The organism is Leclercia sp. G3L (assembly GCF_021117075.1).
Classification (GTDB): domain Bacteria; phylum Pseudomonadota; class Gammaproteobacteria; order Enterobacterales; family Enterobacteriaceae; genus Enterobacter; species Enterobacter adecarboxylatus_C.
This window is the reverse complement of sequence record NZ_CP088265.1, coordinates 3,875,271-3,890,754: the sequence shown is the minus strand read 5'-3', so window position 1 is coordinate 3,890,754 and position 15,484 is coordinate 3,875,271. Positions and strand designations below refer to the sequence as shown.

11 protein-coding genes and 2 pseudogenes are annotated in these 15,484 nt (G+C 57.1%); 4 read left to right on the top strand and 9 right to left on the bottom strand.

The annotated features are described in order from the left end of the window. Positions 1 to 12: 12 nt before the first annotated feature. Both LRS40_RS20100 and ydgH read right to left on the bottom strand, forming a co-directional pair. Positions 13 to 1,395: an amino acid permease gene (locus tag LRS40_RS20100; RefSeq protein WP_142489278.1), complete on the bottom strand. Its 1,383-nt coding sequence runs from the start codon at positions 1,393 to 1,395 to the stop codon at positions 13 to 15. Between the two features lie 186 nt (positions 1,396 to 1,581). Beyond that, positions 1,582 to 2,535, bottom strand: a complete 954-nt coding sequence (gene ydgH, locus LRS40_RS20095; protein WP_142489279.1) for a DUF1471 family protein YdgH — start codon at positions 2,533 to 2,535, stop codon at positions 1,582 to 1,584. Positions 2,536 to 3,070: 535 nt separating this feature from the next. On the opposite strand from ydgH, the gene pntA reads away from it, so the two are divergent. The 3 genes from pntA (at position 3,071) to LRS40_RS20080 (ending at position 7,227) form a co-directional block, all read left to right on the top strand. Further along, the gene (pntA, locus tag LRS40_RS20090) at positions 3,071 to 4,600 is read left to right on the top strand and encodes a Re/Si-specific NAD(P)(+) transhydrogenase subunit alpha (RefSeq protein ID WP_142489280.1); all 1,530 of its coding nucleotides are present in this window, start codon (positions 3,071 to 3,073) and stop codon (positions 4,598 to 4,600) included. 10 nt (positions 4,601 to 4,610) lie between these two features. Beyond that, the gene (gene pntB, locus LRS40_RS20085) at positions 4,611 to 5,999 is read left to right on the top strand and encodes a Re/Si-specific NAD(P)(+) transhydrogenase subunit beta (RefSeq protein WP_142489281.1); all 1,389 of its coding nucleotides are present in this window, start codon (positions 4,611 to 4,613) and stop codon (positions 5,997 to 5,999) included. Positions 6,000 to 6,111: 112 nt separating this feature from the next. Beyond that, positions 6,112 to 7,227: a mechanosensitive ion channel family protein gene (locus LRS40_RS20080; protein WP_156263665.1), complete on the top strand. Its 1,116-nt coding sequence runs from the start codon at positions 6,112 to 6,114 to the stop codon at positions 7,225 to 7,227. A 35-nt stretch (positions 7,228 to 7,262) separates the two neighbouring features. Here the strand turns inward: LRS40_RS20080 and uspE are convergent, their stop codons facing one another. The 6 genes from uspE to LRS40_RS20050 all read right to left on the bottom strand — a co-directional run bounded on the left by uspE (position 7,263) and on the right by LRS40_RS20050 (position 14,128). Then, positions 7,263 to 8,213: a universal stress protein UspE gene (uspE, locus tag LRS40_RS20075; protein ID WP_142489283.1), complete on the bottom strand. Its 951-nt coding sequence runs from the start codon at positions 8,211 to 8,213 to the stop codon at positions 7,263 to 7,265. 135 nt (positions 8,214 to 8,348) lie between these two features. After that, on the bottom strand, positions 8,349 to 9,101 hold the full coding sequence (gene fnr / locus LRS40_RS20070) for a fumarate/nitrate reduction transcriptional regulator Fnr (RefSeq protein WP_231312487.1): 753 nt from the start codon (positions 9,099 to 9,101) through the stop codon (positions 8,349 to 8,351). Positions 9,102 to 9,283: 182 nt separating this feature from the next. Continuing rightward, positions 9,284 to 9,799, bottom strand: a complete 516-nt coding sequence (ogt, locus tag LRS40_RS20065) for a methylated-DNA--[protein]-cysteine S-methyltransferase (RefSeq protein ID WP_142489284.1) — start codon at positions 9,797 to 9,799, stop codon at positions 9,284 to 9,286. A gap of 10 nt (positions 9,800 to 9,809) precedes the next feature. Beyond that, on the bottom strand, positions 9,810 to 11,336 hold the full coding sequence (gene abgT, locus LRS40_RS20060) for a p-aminobenzoyl-glutamate transporter (RefSeq protein ID WP_156263667.1): 1,527 nt from the start codon (positions 11,334 to 11,336) through the stop codon (positions 9,810 to 9,812). Between the two features lie 36 nt (positions 11,337 to 11,372). Continuing rightward, the gene (locus tag LRS40_RS20055) at positions 11,373 to 12,818 is read right to left on the bottom strand and encodes a M20 family metallopeptidase (RefSeq protein ID WP_231312486.1); all 1,446 of its coding nucleotides are present in this window, start codon (positions 12,816 to 12,818) and stop codon (positions 11,373 to 11,375) included. After that, entirely contained in the window at positions 12,818 to 14,128 is a 1,311-nt protein-coding gene (locus tag LRS40_RS20050; RefSeq protein WP_231312485.1) for a M20 family metallo-hydrolase, read from the bottom strand. The genes LRS40_RS20055 and LRS40_RS20050 overlap by 1 nt, the downstream gene beginning before the upstream one ends. A gap of 175 nt (positions 14,129 to 14,303) precedes the next feature. Between LRS40_RS20050 and LRS40_RS20045 the strand changes: the two are divergent. Further along, a pseudogene (locus LRS40_RS20045) lies at positions 14,304 to 14,714 on the top strand (LysR family transcriptional regulator); the annotation flags it as partial. Between the two features lie 16 nt (positions 14,715 to 14,730). Here LRS40_RS20045 and LRS40_RS20040 read toward each other — a convergent pair. Further along, positions 14,731 to 15,431, bottom strand: a pseudogene (locus LRS40_RS20040) (IS1-like element IS1B family transposase). Positions 15,432 to 15,484 lie beyond the last annotated feature (53 nt).

The following is a 15,484-nucleotide window of genomic DNA, read 5'->3' as shown; positions in this document are numbered from 1 at the left end:
GGGATAACTCGCTTATCCCATCAGCATCCACGTTGCCGGTAATGCGGCAACCAGTAACATTCCAATCAACACCATTTCACGGCGTTTCAGCGCGTGTTGCAGCTGGTGCGTGCGACGGGCATAAATAAACACCAGCAGCCCCGGCGCATAAAGTACCACGGAGAGCAGCAGATGCATCGGGCCGGAGGCATAAAGCAGCCATAAGCCATAAATACAGGCTCCCATTCCCACGACGTTGTGCATCGGGCGGGTGGCTATTTTTAACAAATATGCGCCCACCAGGAAATAGGGTACCAGAATCATCTCAGAGGCGATGGTTAACAGCGTGTTATAGTCCGAACCTGTGAGCCAGATCAGCACCAAACAAACCTGCACGCTGATATTGGTCAACCACAGCGAGGCGGAAGGCGCATTGTTCTTGTTCTGACGGGCAAACAGACGAGGAAACGCCTTATGCGTCGCGGCCAGGAACGGCACCTCTGCCGCCATAATGGTCCAGCTCAGATAGGCCCCACATACCGACACGATCAGACCGGCGGCAATCACCACTTCGCCCCAGGAACCCATCATTTTGACCATCAGGCCCGCCATCGACGGGTTACGCATCTCCGCCAGCTCAGGACGCGCCACCACGCCTAAGGAGAGCAGGGTGACCAGCAGATAGACCCCCAGCGCCGCCAGTACCGCCAGCAGCGTGGCGCGACCGACGTCCTGTTTATTGCGCGCCCGGGCCGAGACCACTACCGCGCCTTCCACCCCGATAAAGACCCACAGGGTGATGAGCATGGTGTTTTTGACCTGCTCCCAGACCGGGACGCCCAGCGCCACGCCGGTAAAGTCCAGGCTAAACACATCGAGACGAAACGCGATAAACGCCAGCACGATAAACAGCCCCAGCGGCACCAGCTTCGCCAGGGTGGCGACCAGGTTGATGCTCGCCGCGGTCTGCACGCCGCGCAGTACCAGGAAATGGACGAACCACAGCAGCACCGAAGATCCGACGATGGACTGCCAGGTATTGCCATCGCCAAACAGGCGCAGTTCAGGCGTATCGGTAAAGAAACTCAGCGCAGAAAAAACGATCACCAGATAGGAGACGTTGGCGATCACCGCGCACAGCCAGTAACCCCATGCGGAACAGAAACCCACCAGCTCACCAAAGCCTTCGCGGGCGTAGGTGAAGATGCCGCCGTCGAGATCGGGACGGATGCGCGTCAGCAGCAGCATGGCAAAGGCCAGCAGCAGGATCCCGGCGCCGGTGATGCCCCAGCCGATAAGCAATGCTGACGGGCTGGCAACGGCAGCCATATTCTGCGGCAGACTGAATACACCTGCACCGAGCATGGAGCTTAAAACAAGCGCAGTTAAAGCGCTCAGGCCAAGTTTCTTTTCCATTGGCTTCCTTTTTAAAAAGGGTCAGATCCAGAATAATTATTTCGTCGAAACGCATAATAATGGTGGATCACACTAAGGCGCGGGATTTTACGGAGTGTGACGAAGGCATGCAATCAGGAAGGGCGGAATTCTGCGTAAAAAGCCAAAAAAAAGGCGGCATTACGCCGCCTCTGTGTATCTGTTTACTTATTTGTACAGGTCGGCGCTGATGGTCATGTTATTACCGCGTTCCTGCCACTGGCGGGTGATGTGGTAATACTTGGCCCCTTTCTTCGCCGCACGCTTCGCCACCTGGTAGGAGATTTCGGTCATGTTGCCGTAGTTACCGGTAAACTTGATGCTGTCGAACGGAATCATCTGCGCGGCAGTGGCGTTGTTCAGCTCTTCAATTTTGGTGCCGTCGTTGAGGGTAACGCTGTAACGGCCGCCCTGAGTGGTTTGGGTCTCAAAGAAACGGCCCACACCGGCAGCGGAGGCGCCTGGCGCTGCGCTGGTCGCTACGCCCGGGATCTCGACTTTCTTCGCTTCTTCGCCGCCTTTGGCAATGGCCGCGCGGCCAGCATCAGAGTTAGCCGGGATGGCATCAGGGCTCTGGATCACACGTTTTTTGGCGTCTTTCTTGTAGACGTAGGCGGTGATCCGCTGGTTGCCGCCCTGGTTGGCATCAATCTGACGAACGATGAAGAAGGCGTCAGCCCCTTTCGCTTTCGCGGCTTTGGTGATGGCGTCGTTCACTTCCGGCTGGCTGCGGTAGAAGCCCTGAATGGTGACGGTATCAAACGGCTCAAGCATAACGGCCTGCTCTTTCGGCAGCTCCATCACGCCGTTAATGACGCGGTTTTTCGGCACTTCCGCTTTCGGGGCATTCTCCTTATACAGCGCAACGGTCACGCGCTGGTTGCCGCTGCTGCCGTATTCGGAGTTATCCACGACGTAGAATGCGGCAGCGCCCTCTTTATCGGCGCGTTTGGAGGCGGCATTAACTGCATCGCCAATGGCGTTAAAACGACCTACGATCGTAACGTGATCGTAAGGTTTCGTTGCAGCCGCTTGCTCCGGCGTTAACTCTGTTGCGGCATTGGCAGACAGGGCGGTCGCAGCAAGGAGTGCGGACGCCAGGAGAGTGTTCTTAAGCTTCATAAAAATAATCCTTCGCCTTACGCAAACCAGGTACTGGCGTAGTTGTTAATTTGAAAACGTTGTTGATTATTGCATTTAACACCTGTCGCTGTCTGCGCGATTTTTCGCGACCGGTGCGGAGTAAGTCATCAAAATATATAACCTTTAGTGATATGTTGAAAAAACACACGTTTGACCAGTAAAACTAATAAAGCATATGACTTTCACAAGTTGATTTAATGTTAATAAGTTGTTTCTTGCTGGGGCTATATCGTGTTTTTGCCGCTTCGCCTGAGCTAAACATCGGCCCTGGCGGGGAAATAAAGGTAGATATGCCTGTCTGAGACGCCGATCGCTTATTTTTGACAGTTAAAGTCATAAATAGTGTTTTCTTGCTGTGGATCACAGGCGGTATTTTCAGTAGGTTATAGAAAGTTTGTTACTGTTTTATTTTCTGCGGGTAAACGTGCGTGGCAGGTTAAGACTGTCACTGCCGGCGTATACCCGTGATGAACGTTCGACAAACCATCATCAAAAACCGATGGAAGGGATTACTATGCGTATTGGGGTACCAAGAGAACGGTTTGCCAATGAAACCCGCGTAGCGGCGACACCAAAAACGGTGGAACAGCTGCTTAAACTGGGTTTTACCGTCGCGGTTGAAAGCGGCGCAGGCAAGCTGGCAAGTTTCGATGACGAGGCGTTTATTCAGGCTGGCGCAGAAATTGTAGACGGCGCTAACGTCTGGCATTCAGACATCATTCTGAAGGTAAATGCGCCGGAAGAGAATGAAATCGCACTGCTCAATCCGGGCACCACACTGGTGAGCTTCGTCTGGCCGGCACAAAACCCGGAGCTGATGGAGAAACTGGCGGCACGCGGCGTGACCGCGATGGCGATGGACTCCGTGCCGCGCATCTCGCGTGCGCAGTCGCTGGATGCCCTGAGCTCGATGGCGAACATCGCGGGCTACCGTGCCATCGTCGAAGCCGCGCATGAGTTTGGTCGCTTCTTTACCGGGCAGATCACCGCGGCGGGTAAAGTTCCCCCGGCGAAGGTGATGGTTATCGGCGCAGGCGTTGCCGGGCTGGCCGCCATTGGCGCAGCCAACAGCCTGGGCGCTATCGTCCGTGCCTTTGACACCCGTCCGGAAGTGAAAGAGCAGGTGCAGAGTATGGGCGCCGAGTTCCTTGAGCTGGACTTTAAAGAAGAGGCAGGCAGCGGCGACGGCTACGCAAAAGTGATGTCCGAAGCCTTTATTAAAGCCGAGATGGCGCTGTTCGCCGCTCAGGCGAAAGAGGTGGACATTATTGTCACCACCGCATTGATCCCGGGTAAACCGGCGCCGAAGCTGATCACCCGCGAGATGGTCGACTCCATGAAGGCCGGCAGCGTGATCGTCGATCTGGCCTCGCAAAACGGCGGCAACTGCGAATACACCGTCCCGGGCGTGGTTACCACCACCGCCAACGGCGTGAAGGTGATCGGCTATACCGACCTGCCGGGTCGTCTGCCGACCCAGTCCTCCCAGCTGTACGGTACCAACCTGGTCAACCTGCTGAAGCTGCTGTGCAAAGAGAAAGACGGCACCATCACCGTTGATTTTGACGACGTGGTCGTGCGCGGCGTAACCGTGGTTCGCGAGGGTGAAATTACCTGGCCGGCACCGCCGATTCAGGTTTCCGCGCAACCGCAGGCGGCAGCCAAAGCCGCTCCGGCACCGAAAGAGCCGGAAAAACCGGCTTCGCCGTGGCGTAAGTTTGCCTTTATGGCGCTGGCGATCGTGCTGTTTGGCTGGCTGGCGGACGTCGCACCGAAAGAGTTCCTGGGGCACTTTACCGTCTTTGCGCTCTCCTGCGTGGTGGGTTACTACGTCGTCTGGAACGTCTCCCATGCGCTGCATACGCCGCTGATGTCGGTCACCAACGCCATCTCCGGGATCATCGTGGTCGGGGCATTACTGCAGATTGGTCACGGCGGCTGGGTCAGTTTCCTCAGTTTTATCGCGGTACTGATCGCCAGTATCAATATTTTCGGTGGCTTCACCGTGACTCAGCGCATGCTGAAAATGTTTCGTAAGGGATAAGGGGTAACTTATGTCTGGAGGATTAGTTACCGCTGCATACATTGTTGCTGCGGTCCTGTTTATTTTCAGCCTCGCGGGGCTTTCAAAACATGAAACGTCGCAGCAGGGTAACAACTTTGGTATCGCCGGGATGGCGATTGCGCTGATTGCCACGATTTTCGGGCCGGACACCGGCAACGTTGCGTGGATCCTGGTGGCGATGATCATCGGCGGCGCCATTGGTATCCGACTCGCCAAACGCGTTGAAATGACCGAAATGCCGGAACTGGTAGCGATCCTGCACAGTTTCGTGGGTCTGGCGGCGGTGCTGGTAGGCTTTAACAGCTACCTGTATCACGAGCCGGGGATGGAGCCGATTCTGGTGAACATCCACCTGACCGAAGTGTTCCTCGGGATCTTCATCGGTGCGGTGACCTTCACCGGTTCTATCGTGGCGTTCGGCAAACTGCGCGGCAAGATCTCCTCTAAACCGCTGATGCTGCCAAACCGCCATAAGTTGAACCTGGCTGCGCTGGTTGTCTCCTTCGTGCTGCTGGTGGTGTTCGTACGCACCGACAGTGTGGGCATGCAGGTGCTGGCGTTGCTGGTGATGACCATCATCGCGCTGGCCTTCGGCTGGCACCTGGTGGCCTCCATCGGTGGGGCAGATATGCCGGTGGTGGTCTCAATGCTGAACTCCTACTCCGGTTGGGCGGCAGCGGCGGCGGGCTTTATGCTGAGTAACGACCTGCTGATCGTGACCGGTGCGCTGGTCGGCTCGAGCGGTGCGATCCTCTCTTACATCATGTGTAAGGCGATGAACCGTTCGTTCATCAGCGTGATTGCCGGGGGCTTTGGTACCGACGGACAAACCTCCGACGGTGACGAAGAGGTGGGTGAGCATCGTGAGATCAATGCCGAAGATACCGCTGACCTGCTGAAAAATTCGCACTCGGTGATCATCACCCCGGGCTACGGCATGGCGGTAGCGCAGGCACAGTATCCGGTTGCGGAAATCACCGAGCGCCTGCGTGCCCGCGGCATCAAGGTGCGCTTTGGTATTCACCCGGTTGCCGGGCGTCTGCCGGGCCACATGAACGTGCTGCTGGCGGAAGCGAAAGTGCCTTACGACATCGTGCTGGAGATGGATGAAATCAACGACGACTTTTCCGACACCGACACCGTGCTGGTCATTGGCGCGAACGATACCGTGAACCCGGCGGCGCAGGACGATCCGAAGAGCCCGATCGCCGGTATGCCGGTTCTGGAAGTGTGGAAGGCGCAGAACGTTATCGTCTTCAAACGCTCCATGAACACCGGTTATGCCGGCGTGCAGAACCCGCTGTTCTTCAAAGAGAACACCCACATGCTGTTTGGCGACGCCAAAGCCAGCGTGGATGCGATCCTGAAAGCGCTGTAATACGGCGTTACGCACCCTAAAAAAACCGCCCCACCGGGCGGTTTTCTCATTTCTGCAGGCTCCTCGCGCTCACTGTCTATACTTTCCTTTTTTGCGTAAAGGGAGAAGGGACATGCAGTTTTTGTCACGTTTCGATTTTTTGACCTTAATGATGACCCCCAGATTCTGGATTGGCTTTGCCACCGTGACGGTGGTCACCCTGCTGATCTACTGGCTACTGAAGCGCCTCATCACCTTTGTCCATAAGGGCATCACCAACTGGGGTGATAAACATCCCGCTACCCACAAGATGCATTTTATCCTCACGGAAATACTTAACAGAACCAGCCGGGTTCTGCTGTTTGTGGTGGCCTTTCTGTTTAGCCTGCGGTTTGTCGAACTGCCGGATCGCCTCTATGGCGCCCTGAGCCATGCCTGGTTCCTGGTGCTGGCGATTCAGGTGGCGCTGTGGATGGATCAGGGGGTGGTCTCCTGGCTCCGGCACGTGATGCTGGCACCGGGGAGCCATAAAAACCCTGTCACCCTGGTGATCACCGGCATGATCCTGCGGGCAATTGTCTGGTCAGTGATGCTGCTGTCGATTCTTGCCAACGCGGGCGTCAACATTACTGCGCTGGTGGCAAGCCTTGGGGTGGGGGGGATTGCCATTGCGCTGGCGGTACAGACCATTCTCAGCGACGTCTTCGCCTCGCTCTCGATAGGTTTTGATAAGCCCTTCGAGATCGGGGATTTTGTGGTGTTTAACGACGTTGCCGGCACGGTAGAGCACATTGGCCTCAAAACGACGCGTATTCGCAGCCTGAGTGGGGAACAGATTGTATGTGGGAATGCGATCCTGCTTCAGCAGACCCTGCATAACTACAAGCGTATGCAGACCCGTCGTATCGTCTTTACCTTTGGCGTGGCCAGCGATACGCCCCCGGAAAAGCTGCGGGTTATTGGCGATAACGTGAAGAAGATCATTACGGATATCGGCGAAACGCGTTTTGACCGTGCCCATCTGCTCGGGTTTGATAAGGACAGGCTTACCTTTGAAGTGGTACATATCGTCAACACGGCGGACTACAACAAGTACATGGATATCCAGCAGGAGATCAACATCCGTATTCTGGAGAGCCTGAATGATGAGGGGGTGAAACTGGCCCTGCCGAGCATGGTGCTGCATGCGCCCTGGATGAAAGAGGGCGAAGGCATGCAACAGTCGCCTCAGCCCGCCATCGAGAGCTAAAAAAAAGCCCGCCGTTACGGCGGGCTTTCTCATGGCTAATCGTCTTCGTCGTCGTCCAGCTCGACCGGGGTCTGATACTGGTCCGGCTTAATGACCAGCAGGTCGCAGCGCAGGTGATCGATAACCTGCTCCGCGGTATTGCCGAGGAAGGCGGCAGAGATACCGGTGCGGCCAATCGTGCCCAGCACCACAATACCGGCTTGCAGATGCTCTGAGAGGTCCGGGATCACCTCTTCTGGCAGGCCTTTCTCGACGTGGGTCAACTTCTCATCAATACCGAATTTTTGCCGCAGCGCTTTCATCGCCAGCAGATGCTGGCCGCGAATGGCGTCGTTATACACGCTGGGATCAAATTCCGGGAGTTCGATGGCAATGTTAATCGGGGTAATCGGGTAGGCGCCCACCAGGTGGACTTCGGTATGGTTGACCTGCTCGGCCAGGTGTAGCGTCTCTTTCACCAGCTTTTCGTTCAGAGCATTGTGGTAGTTCTCTTCGCTGGCGAGATTTACCGCCACCACCGCTTTGCCGCCTTCCGGCCACGGCTGGTCTTTCACCATCCACACCGGGCACGGGCATTTACGCAGCAGGTGCCAGTCTGTCGGGGTAAAGATTACCGCTTCCAGCTTGTCGTGCTGGTGGGCCATCTTCAGCAGCAGGTCGTGCTCGCCGCTCACCACTTCCTGGATGATGGCTTCAAACGGACGGTTGTGCCACACTACTTTGATCTCAATGGGCACACCGGCATCAAGATAGAATTTTGCCTGCTCGCGGATCCACGCGGTACGCTGGCTGATCACTCCCTGACGCATAGCGGTGCGTTCGTCAGGCGACAGAAGGGTGGTCATTTCGTAAGAAAAGTCATATATCGGCAGAAACGCTTTTATCCTGCCACCAATCCGTTGATGTAAATAGACAGCTCGTCGTAACGCCGGTTGATCGTCCTGATTAGGATCGATGGCCACCAGCATGTTTTGATACTTTGCCATACAGGTCTCCTTACTACTGTCACCACAGTCTGTAATTAAAAGAGTAACCTATATATCTGAAATGAAACAGAGGGGAAGATTTGCCAGATCAATAAATCAGTAAAATTATCGATCTGGCAGGGGAATCGGAGAGGTTTATGCCACGTTACGGGAATGGCCCGCCAGCACCGCCAGCGCTTCACCGTTTTCGATGGTGATATATTTCCCTTTTACCGCCAGCATGCCGCTTTTCTGGAAACGACCCAGCAGACGGCTGATGGTTTCAACGGTCAGGCCCAGGTAGTTACCGATATCGCCACGGGTCATGGTCAGACGGAACTCACGCGGAGAAAAACCACGTTCGGCGAAACGACGGGACAGGTTATAGATAAACGCGGCCAGACGCTCTTCGGCATTCTTTTTGGACAGCAGCAGGATCATGTCCTGATCGCCTTTGATCTCACCGCTCATCAGACGCATCATCTGCTGGCGCAGGTTAGGCATTTTGCCTGACAGATCGTCCAGAGTTTCAAACGGGAGTTCGCAAACCATTGAGGTTTCCAGCGCCTGAGCGAAGCTCGGGTGGTTACCGGTGCCGATCGCATCAAAGCCCACCAGATCGCCCGCCAGGTGGAAGCCGGTGATCTGCTCGTCGCCCTGTTCGGTAATGGTATAGCTCTTGATGGTGCCAGAACGGATAGCGTACAGCGATTTCAGTTCGTCTCCCGCTTTAAACAGCGTTTGCCCTTTCTGAATCGGCTTTTTACGCTCGATAATATTATCAAGCTGATCCAGCTCGTGCTCATTCAGGGTGAACGGGATACAGAGCTGGCTGATGCTGCAGTCCTGACAATGGATAGCACAACCGCCAGACTGAATGCGTCGAATAATTCGCTTTTCCGGGATCATAGGTTTGCTCAAGCCTTAATTGATATTGGTCAATTTTAACATCTTTTTGGACCCTACGTAAGCCTGGTAAACCATCAATCAGGACAAGAAGCGTGAATGCGCCAGCATCTTCTTGAAATTCCACAAATTAGCTGCGGACTTTATCGCTAACTTAAGGAAAATTAAGCACTAAAAGCCTGGAACTACAGCAATAAATAGCCCTCGTGACGCAGCAGCCACTCTTTGCGCTGCACCCCGCCCGCGTAGCCTGTCAGGGTGCCGTTGCGACCAATAACGCGGTGACAGGGCACCACAATACTGACCGGATTTGACCCGTTCGCCGCACCCACGGCGCGCGCTGCGCCGGGGCGACCAAGCTGTTCCGCCAGCTGGCCATAATGCATCACCTGGCCGCAGGGAATGGATCGCAACGCCTGCCACACTTCACGCTGGAAGGGGGTGCCAGCCGTGGCGGTCGGCAGAGTGTCGATAATGCTGAGATCGCCCTCGAACCAGGCGGTCAGCTTATCGCTAAGCCCGCCCGGATTGCTGGCGCTGATGCGCTCGTAGCCCTGCGCCCGGTAGTGGATATTCAGCAGTTCCACCATCCGGTTGCTGTGCTCCTCCCACTCCACGGCGCGCAGGTTAAATTGCTCGTCCGCAATCACCCATAGCGGCCCTAGCGGGGTAGCAATTTTATCTTCGAGTAATCTCAGCATGTGCTCTTCCTTAATTCAGTCGCGGGTACACTCCCGGCCCAATGGGCAGGCCGACAAGATACCACGCCACCAACATGAGCAACCATACTCCTAAAAAGATAAGCGGATACGGCAGCACCAGCGAATAGTAGGTACCCAGTTTGGCCTCGGGCTTATAGCGCTGCAGGAAGCCTAAAAACAGCGGTACGAACGGCGACACCGGGGCCAGCGGGATCACCGATGAATCCGCCACGCGGAACAGGATCTGCGCAAACGCCGGATGGAAGCCGAGCAGCATAAACATCGGCACGAAGATAGGGGCCAGAATCGACCAGATGGCCGATCCGCTGGCGATAAACATGCACAGCAGGGAGGAGAGCAGCGCCAGGCCGACAAAGGCGGGCACGCCGCTCAGCCCGGCGGTTTCCAGCAGGTCGGTCAGGCCCACCGCCATAAACTTGCCCATGTTGCTCCAGTTGAACATGGCTACAAACTGCGCCAGCGGGAACACCATCACGATAAACCCGGCCATCTCTTTCATCGGCTCGATCATCAGCTGGGGCAGATCGCCCTGACGACGCACTTTCCCGGTGGCGATGCCGTACGCCAGCGACACCACAAAAAAGAACAGGATGATCAGCGGCACGATGCCTTTAATAAACGGCGAGGGCAGTACGGTGTGCTGGACCGGATCGCGCAGAATGCCGTTCTCCGGCACCACCATCAGGGCGATGGCGGCGATAAACAGCAACGATACACCCCCGGCAACGCGCAGCCCGCGGCGCTGCTCCGGCGACAACGCATCCAGCTTCTCGTCGCTGCTGCCCTGCCACTTGCCCAGACGCGGCTCAACGATCCTGTCGGTGATCAGCCCGCCGACAACAGTCAGCACAATCACCGAACTGGCCATAAAGTACCAGTTGTCGATCACGCTGACGTGCATCGCGGCATCAATGGTTTTGGCCGCTTCGGTGCTGATGCCGGAGAGCAGCACGTCGGTGGTGACGATCAGCAGGTTGGCGGTAAAACCGCACCCGACACCGGCAATGGCTGCCAGCAGGCCCGCCACCGGATGGCGTCCGACGGCGAGGAAGATCAGCGCGCCCATCGGCGGCATGATCACCAGCGCCGCATCGGACGAGATATGGCTGAAGAAGGCGATAAACAGCACCATATAGCTGGCGTAACGCGCGCTGACGTGAGAGGCCATTTTCACCATCAGGGCAGGCAGCAGGCCGGAACGTTCGGCCAGGCCGGCACCCAGCACCAGGGCCAGGATCGCCCCCAGCGGGGCAAAGCCGCTGAAGTTTTTAATCACATTAGGTAAAAACCAGTGCAGCCCTTCAACGCTCAGCAGATTTTTGACAACGACCATGCTGCCATCGGCCGGATTGCGGGCGCTGACGTTAAAGGCCGACAGCACGGCGGTGGCTGCCGCCAGGATCACAATCAAATAAACGAAAAGCAGGAAAGGGTGCGGCACTTTATTGCCGATCCTTTCAACCCAACCATAGAGCTTACCGGTAGGGGAATGCGAAGGTATGGATGACATACTCATGGGCGTTCCTCGGGAGTGTTGTGTTGTTGTGTTTTATTATTTTAAAAGTGACGGCGTCACGTTTTCTGGGATCGGGCAGACGTACGGTTTTTCGGTTACTTGTTGCGTAAACTCCTCGCGGCAGGCGGCCAGCAGCGCCGGATCCTGCAGCAGCGCCAGCGCGGTGGCACCCATCACTTTACCAGCCAGCAGCATCCCCTTATGGGCGATGGAGGTGCGGCCCTGGGCCACCAGCTGCCAGGTGTGCAGCGGCGTGCCGACGGTAAAGCAGGGGCTGAAGCACTGGGCGACCGGCATTTTCCAGCTGACATCCCCCACGTCGGTGGAGCCCGCCAGGACGTTATCAGTAATGGCATACGGGGCCACCTCGTCCACCAGCAGGGTGTGCTGATGGCGACGGGCAAACTGCTTGCCGTCTTCCCCGCCGGTGGCGGCGATATTTTTCAGGCTGTTTTGCAGATCGTTATCGGTCAGGGTGGCGCGGATCTCCGCCGCAAACGCGCGCTCATCATCGCTCCACGCCGGGGTGCCGTAATGCTGCAGGGCGCTGTACATCGCGGCCTCCAGCCTGCGGTTCGGCAGGTAGCTGGAGCAGGCTTTATCGAAACGGCGTTCGACGGTAGTTTCGGTCATCAGCGCGGCACCCTGGGCAATCTTTTCGATCCGCTCATAGATCTGCTGCGCATCGGCCATCTCCGGGGCGCGGATCAGATACAGCACTTCCGCCTGGGCCTGCACCACGTTCGGGGAGATCCCGCCGGTATCGGTGATGGCGTAGTGAACGCGGGCTTTTTCAATGATGTGTTCATTGAGGAAGTTGGTGCCGGTGGTCATCAGGGTGACGGCGTCCAGCGCGCTGCGCCCCAAATGCGGAGAGTTGGCGGCATGGGCTGCGGTACCGTGAAAACGCCACGCTGCCTGGATGTTGGCTAAGGTACTGACGTTAAACATTCCGGCGAAGGCCTCGGGGTGCCAGGTGACGGCGGCATCCACGTCGTCGAACAGCCCTTCGCGCACCATAAAGGTTTTACCCGATCCGCCCTCTTCGCCAGGGCAGCCGTAAAAGCGCAGGGTGCCGCTGCCGCCGTGCTGCTCCAGCCAGCTTTTTGCCGCCACCGCAGCCGCCAGCCCGGCGGTGCCGAGCAGGTTATGCCCGCAGCCGTGGCCGTTGGCGCCCGGGGTATCGGTTTGCGGAGTGGCGCAGTGCGCCTGCTGGCTTAAGCCTGCCAGGGCATCGTACTCCCCCAGAATGGCGATCACTGGTTTGCCTTCGCCGTAGCTGGCAATAAAGGCGTTCGGCACGCCGCCGGCCTCGCGGGCCAGGCTAAAGCCGGCCTCTTCCAGGGCGCAGGCCAGCCGTTCGGCGGACCAGAACTCTTCGAAGCGGGTCTCAGGATGATCCCAGATCTCATCGGCAATCCTGGTAAAGTGCTGAGATCGCGTGTCGATAGCATCCTCAACAAAACGGTACATGCTCTGCATTACACACCTCGCGTCCACGGGAAGTTAAGCGCGGTACGCGCCAGGGTTTCGATGGCGATCGGCATCACCGACTCGTCGAAATCGAATTTGTCGTTGTGGTGTCCGGCGCTGAGGGTGGTGCCAAAGACCATATAGGAGGCGAGGCCGCCGTTCTGCTGAACGCGGGCCATCATCAGGGTGGCATCCTCCGATCCGGCAGGGGCTTTTACCTTATCGATGGCCTGTTCCACACCGGCAACCTGCAATGCCTGCTCGCGCAGGTAGTTCACCCATGCCGGAGAGGGGGCGCTGGAGGTCGCTGCGCCCATCAGACGCAGCTCGGTGCTGACGCCGTGCATCGCCGCCGCGCCGTCAATGACCGCTTTTGCGCGCTCGAACACATAGTGATTAATGGCTTCGCTCTCGCCGCGGGTCTCTACCTTCAGCAGCGCGCTGGCGGGGACCACGTTACGACCGCTGCCCGCCTGCATTACGCCGACGTTTACGCGGGACGCGCCTTCGCTGTGCGGGGCGATGCTGTGCAGGCCAATGGCGGCTTGGGCTGCGGCCAGCAGGGCATTGCGACCCTCTTCGGGCTTGCCACCCGCATGCGCCGCCACGCCGGTGAAGCGCACGTCAAATTTGGTGGTGGCCATAAAGTTATCGCTGCCGCAGATCACGGTACCCGCCGGCACGCCGGTGCCAATGTGGATGGCGGTGAAGTAGTCCACGCCGTCGAGCGCGCCGGCGGCAACCATGGCCCGCGCGCCGCGGGTGCCCTCTTCGGCAGGCTGGAAGATGAGTTTGATGGTGCCGTTCAGCTGCGCGCGGTACTGCATCAGCAGATGCGCCAGACCGAGGCCGATGGTGGTGTGGCCGTCGTGGGCGCAGGCATGCATCATGCCGCTGTTGCAGGAGGCAAAGCCTTCCCGGACAGGGAGATGATCGTCCTGAGCGGATTCATCCAGATCCAGCGCGTCCATGTCGACCCGAAACGCCAGCGTCGGCCCCGGGCGGCCGGTATTCAGCGTGGCAACAATGCCGGTAAAACCGCCTTCAAAGGCGCTGAGCCATTTTTCCGGCGCACCTTGCTGACGCGCGCGGGCAAAGGCCTGGGCCAGGGTGGCATCGTCGGGCAGACCCATGCGGCTGTCGGCATCGATCACATCGCGGCCCATCGCCAGCGTGTAGCCCAGTTGATCCAGCACCTCTGCGACTTTTGCCGCGGTGCGAAACTCCACCCAGCCCGACTCCGCAAAGTGATGGAAATCGCGTCGCCAGGCGATGAGTTGCGGGAAGAGAGTTTGCAGGTCCTGCGCCAGTGTATGCATATCGTTTCCTGTCATCATTAGAATATGTGAACTGCTTCACACTGTGATAGTTTTTACTTATCACTAACCGTTTTTTCACAGATTTAACCGTTCGTGGCTTACCCTGGCACAATCAATTCCATTACAGTAGATGACAGTTTCTTTACTCTGATAGACAACGGTTATCGGTGCCGACATGACATTCCAGGTAAAATTTCATCAGCTGCGAGCCTTTGTGGAAGTGGCGCAGCAGGGGAGCATCCGTGGGGCGGGTCGGGTGTTGAACCTGTCGCAGCCGGCGTTAACCAAATCGATTAAAGAGCTGGAAGAGGGCATCGCGGCGCAGCTATTCATCCGCCGCAGCAAAGGGGTGACATTAACCGAGTGCGGAGAGAGTTTTTATCAGCACGCCAGGCTGATACTTGAAGAGTTACGTAGCGCGCAGGACGATATTCGCCAGCGGCAGGGCCAGCAGGCCGGGCAGATTAATATCGGCATGGGCGCCAGTATTGCCCGCCTGTTAATGCCTGCGGTCATTACCCGTTTCCATCAGCAGCACCCGCAGGTCAAGGTGCGTATTATGGAGGGGCAATTAGTTTCGATGATTAGGTAATGACTCCAACTTATTGATAGTGTTTTATGTTCAGATAATGCCCGATGACTTTGTCATGCAGCTCCACCGATTTTGAGAACGACAGCGACTTCCGTCCCAGCCGTGCCAGGTGCTGCCTCAGATTCAGGTTATGCCGCTCAATTCGCTGCGTATATCGCTTGCTGATTACGTGCAGCTTTCCCTTCAGGCGGGATTCATACAGCGGCCAGCCATCCGTCATCCATATCACCACGTCAAAGGGTGACAGCAGGCTCATAAGACGCCCCAGCGTCGCCATAGTGCGTTCACCGAATACGTGCGCAACAACCGTCTTCCGGAGCCTGTCATACGCGTAAAACAGCCAGCGCTGGCGCGATTTAGCCCCGACGTATCCCCCACTGTTCGTCCATTTCCGCGCAGACGATGACGTCACTGCCCGGCTGTATGCGCGAGGTTACCGACTGCGGCCTGAGTTTTTTTAAATGGCGGAAAAATCGTGTTGAGGCCAACGCCCATAATGCGGGCGGTTGCCCGGCATCCAACGCCATTCATGGCCATATCAATGATTTTCTGGTGCGTACCGGGTTGAGAAGCGGTGTAAGTGAACTGCAGTTGCCATGTTTTACGGCAGTGAGAGCAGAGATAGCGTTGATGTCCGGCAGTGCTTTTGCCGTTACGCACCACCCCGTCAGTAGCTGAACAGGAGGGACAGCTGATAGAAACAGAAGCCACTGGAGCACCTCAAAAACACCATCATACACTAAATCAGTAAGTTGGCAGCATCA